Annotated in this window: 4 protein-coding genes; 2 read left to right on the forward strand and 2 right to left on the reverse strand. The window is 72.5% G+C overall.

All coding sequences use genetic code 11. The features are described 5' to 3' along the window. Positions 1–113 precede the first annotated feature (113 nt). Both VM840_13130 and VM840_13135 read right to left on the reverse strand, forming a co-directional pair. A complete protein-coding gene (locus tag VM840_13130) occupies positions 114–1,121 on the reverse strand; it encodes a 1-acyl-sn-glycerol-3-phosphate acyltransferase (GenBank protein HVL82526.1) in 1,008 nt (335 codons plus the stop codon). A gap of 12 nt (positions 1,122–1,133) precedes the next feature. Beyond that, on the reverse strand, positions 1,134–1,976 hold the full coding sequence (locus VM840_13135) for a patatin-like phospholipase family protein (protein ID HVL82527.1): 843 nt from the start codon (positions 1,974–1,976) through the stop codon (positions 1,134–1,136). A gap of 153 nt (positions 1,977–2,129) precedes the next feature. On the opposite strand from VM840_13135, the gene VM840_13140 reads away from it, so the two are divergent. Continuing rightward, the gene (locus VM840_13140) at positions 2,130–3,437 is read left to right on the forward strand and encodes a hypothetical protein (GenBank protein ID HVL82528.1); all 1,308 of its coding nucleotides are present in this window, start codon (positions 2,130–2,132) and stop codon (positions 3,435–3,437) included. After that, a partial coding sequence (locus VM840_13145; GenBank protein ID HVL82529.1) for a hypothetical protein occupies positions 3,437–3,709 on the forward strand: 273 nt, incomplete at its 3' end. The genes VM840_13140 and VM840_13145, both read left to right, overlap by 1 nt.

Consider the following 3,709-nt stretch of genomic DNA (forward strand, 5'->3'; position numbering starts at 1 on the left):
GTGGTGGTGGGCCGACCCGGCCGCCGCCATCGCCATCGCCGGGCTCGCCGCCACCGAAGGCGTGCGCACGTGGAGGGCCGAGGCCCTCGAGGACACCTGCTGCGCCTAGCCGCTCAGACCGCGGCCACGTGCTCGGTCAGCCAGGCGTCTATCCGCTCCCACCAGTCGTAGAGCCACTCGATGAGCTCCTGCTCGTCGCGCGGCACCTCGGCGGCCGGCACCCGCCAGTAGCGGGCCCGCACCGGGTGGGTGAGCGGGATGCTGCTCCAGATCTGCTTGAAGGTGCCGATGTCCTCGAGCACGGCGTGGGCGACGAAGACGACGTCGGCATCGGGGGCCGCGTTGAGCGCGGCCATCACGCCCCCGTGGCGCGGGGGGAGGACGTGCTCCATGCGTTCCGCGCGGTCCGCCGCCTGCTCGTGGCCCTTGCCCCGCAGGTACTCGATGGCCCGCCGGCGCACGCGCGGGGTGAAGTCCTTGCCCTCCGGGAACAGCACGAAGGCGTCGCTGTCGCCCAGGCCGGTGGCGAGCCCGGCGATCGCGTCCATGTAGAGGTGGCGCCGGGACGGGTCGTGTCGGATGAACCGGTTCGGCACCCGGTTCAGCATGATGTCGTACAGGGGCTCCCACTGGAGCTTGGCGAGCATCACGATGCGGGGACGCCGTCCGTACCCGACCAGGATCGTGCCTATCAGCAGCAGGGAGTTGCCCGGTCCGGCGTGGCGGCTGAACACGAGCACCGGTCCGGGACGAGGCACCGGACGCTCCTCGATGTGGATGCGCAGACGGAACAGACGCCGGACGACCCCGTCCATCATCCGCAGCCACCAGGCCATGAACCCGTAGTGCCAGCCCTGGACCCGGTCCGAGCGCATCGCGACCCCGAAACCGCTGGCCACCCACAGGACGAGCATCGCCGCGAACCCGACCAGTTCCAGGACGAGGTAGCAGACGACGAAGGCGACGAGGCGCGTCGTGCGCCAGCTGCCCGGCAGGAAGAGGTCGGCCACGGCCGCGGCGGCGAGGAGCGCGGGCGAGACGGCGAGTATCGCGATGCAGATGAGGACCGCGAGCGGGGCGAGCACCAACCTGCGCACGATCCGTGGCGGCAACCGGTCCACGCCCGCTCCCCCTCAGTCCCCGAGCACCCTGTCCAGATACTTGCACGCCTCGCCGTAGGCGCGCTCGATGCGGCGTGAGACCGCCTTGAAGTCGCGGTAGTTGAGCTGCTTGAGGCTCGGACGCTTCGGCTCCCCGGTGGGTAGCACGTGGGCGACGACCCCCTCGGGCAGGGAGCCCAGGTCCCGGGCGAACCGGTGGCGGCGCGCTATCTCGAACGTGACGAGGGCCACCTGCAGGGGGGTCCGGGGGGCGGTGAGCGGCGCGTCGATCCGGCCCACGTGCAGCACCCAGATCTCCCGCGCGCCGAGGTCCACCGCCCGCGACACCGGGATGCTGTTGACGACGCCCCCGTCGATGTAGTGCTGGTCGCCGATCCTCACCGGCGGGAGCACGCCGGGGATGGCGGCAGAGGCGAGGATGGCGTCGGCCAGGGGTCCGGAGTCGAACCAGCGCTCCTCGGCCCGCTCGATCGATGCGGCCACGCATTGGAAGGGGACGGCGAGCTCGTCGAAGGTGCGCGCCGGGAGCAGCGTGTCGATCAGCCTGCGCAGCCCGGCGTTGGAGTGCATGTGGGTGCGGCTGCGCACGAAGTGCGCCGCGCCGGCGAGGATCGACCCGCCGAACACGCTCTGCTGGTTCAGGCTGACCCAGGCCTCGCGCAGACGGGCGACCATCTCGAGAGACGGGTCGGCGGCGACGGCCGCGCCGTTCAGGGCGCCCACCGATGTCCCGACGACGAGGTCGGGGCGGACGCCGCGCTCGAGGAGGGCGCGGAGCATCCCGACCTCGTAGGCGCCGTTGTGTCCGCCGCCGCCGAGCACGAAGGCGGTGTGCGGCGCCCGGTCCTCAGCCATCGTGCGGCCAGTATGTAGCCGGACGGCCCGGCCCCGTCGGGATCACCGGGCGGCGGCAGGAGGTGGCGGAGCCGCGTAGAAACCCTCTGCGCGGTACCTGCGGCCGTCCCGGCCGCTGCCGCCCGGGGAGCTGGGGTTCAGGGGAGGTGCCAGATGGTCCGCAGGATCGTTGTGGCTGTGCTGCTCTTGTCCGGGACCGCGGTCCCATCCACCGTCCAGGCGGACGAGGTGGTGGTCCGGGAGGTGCTCGCGGGCGCGCGGGCTCCCGGTGGGGCGACGGGTCCGTTCGTGCACACCGCCTTCTATCCGGACACGGTCGAGGCGAAGCGGGGCGACGTGGTCCGGTGGACGTTCCCCGGGTCCTACGGCTGGCACACGGTGTCGTTCGGCTCCCTGCCCGAGCGCGTTTTCCGCGACGACGAGTACCCGGGCCACGTGGCGTTCGACGAGCCGTGGCTGTTCGGACACGAGCTCGGCGACGAGTCGAAGGCTTGCGGCCGCGGGAGCTACTGGAACGAGCCCGACCAGCCGGCCTGCGTCCTGGACGAGGAGGCCATCGGGGGACAGCTCTCCTCGAGCCTGTTCGACCGGTTCTTCAGCATCCCCGACCCCGACTCCACCTTCTCGGCCGTTGTCGACCTCGAGCCGGGGAGCTACCCGTTCTTCTGCAAGATCCACCCCGACATGGTCGGCGAGCTGAAGGTGGTGCCCGACTCCGAGGAGGTGTCCAACCCGACGCCCGAGGAGATCGACGCGGCCATCCTCGCCGACCAGGCGGAGGCCGAGCGGCTGCGCGCCCGGCTCAACGACGTCGACTCGGCGTGGGACCCGGCGGCCGAGGAGTGGGTCGTCCAGGTCGGCGGGAGCACCGGACGCGTGGACATCCACGAGTTCATGCCGGTCTCCCTGCCGGTCGACGCGGGCGAGCACGTCCGCTTCGAGGGCGGCACGCACGACCCGAGCTCGGTGGCGTTCCCGGCCGACGCGCAGGGCGGTTTCTACGCGCTCGGCTCCTGCGACGCGCAGGTCTGCGCACCCGGGCCCGTCAACACGTCCGGGGTGCCGTGGGGGATGACCGGGTGGGCGTTCCCGTGGGCGTGCGACGTGGACGACCGGTCCGGCGGGCTCCCCGGGGTGCCGTTCAGCTACGTCCCGGCTCGGGTGGCCGAGCGCACGCAGCCGGCCGGTGTCCGGAGGGGGTGTCCGGTGGGCGCCCTGCCCGAGATGCTCCTGTCCGCCTACATGGGCAGGCCGAACCGCTCGCCCGGCGACGTGGTCGTCCCGGGAGCCGTGCACATGTCCGGCTGGATGAGCCCGGAGGACACGCCCGACTGGTTCGCGAAGCTCCCGGACGGGAGCCGCGTCCTGCACCGCTTCGACGCCGAGTTCCCGGTCGCCGGGACGTACGCGTTCGCCTGCCTGAACCACGAGTTCATGCGCGGGACGATCGTCGTCGGGTAGTGGCCGCAGCGCGCATCGTCCGGACGTCGCTCGCCCTGCTCGCCGCGCTCGCGGCGGTCTGGGGCGCGCCCGCCGCTGCGCAGGTCGGCGATACCGAGGTGACGATCAGGGACCTCAGGTTCACGCCGGCCGAGGTGCGGATCGCGCCGGGGACGGCCGTGGTCTGGCGGGCGCTCGAGGCCGGGCACACGGTCACGGCCGACGCGGGGGCCTTCGACACCGGCCGAACCCTCGCCCAGGGCGACACGTTCCGGTGGGTCTCCCCATCGGAG

The sequence above is a fragment of the Actinomycetota bacterium genome, from assembly GCA_035540895.1.
GTDB lineage: Bacteria > Actinomycetota > JAICYB01 > JAICYB01 > JAICYB01 > DATLFR01.

What these genes read in the sequence shown, in the direction of transcription:
- VM840_13135 (HVL82527.1), bottom strand. Translation starts at nt 1,976, where the DNA reads ATGGCTGAGGACCGGGCGCCGCACACCGCCTTCGTGCTCGGCGGCGGC.
- VM840_13140 (HVL82528.1), top strand. Translation starts at nt 2,130, where the DNA reads ATGGTCCGCAGGATCGTTGTGGCTGTGCTGCTCTTGTCCGGGACCGCG.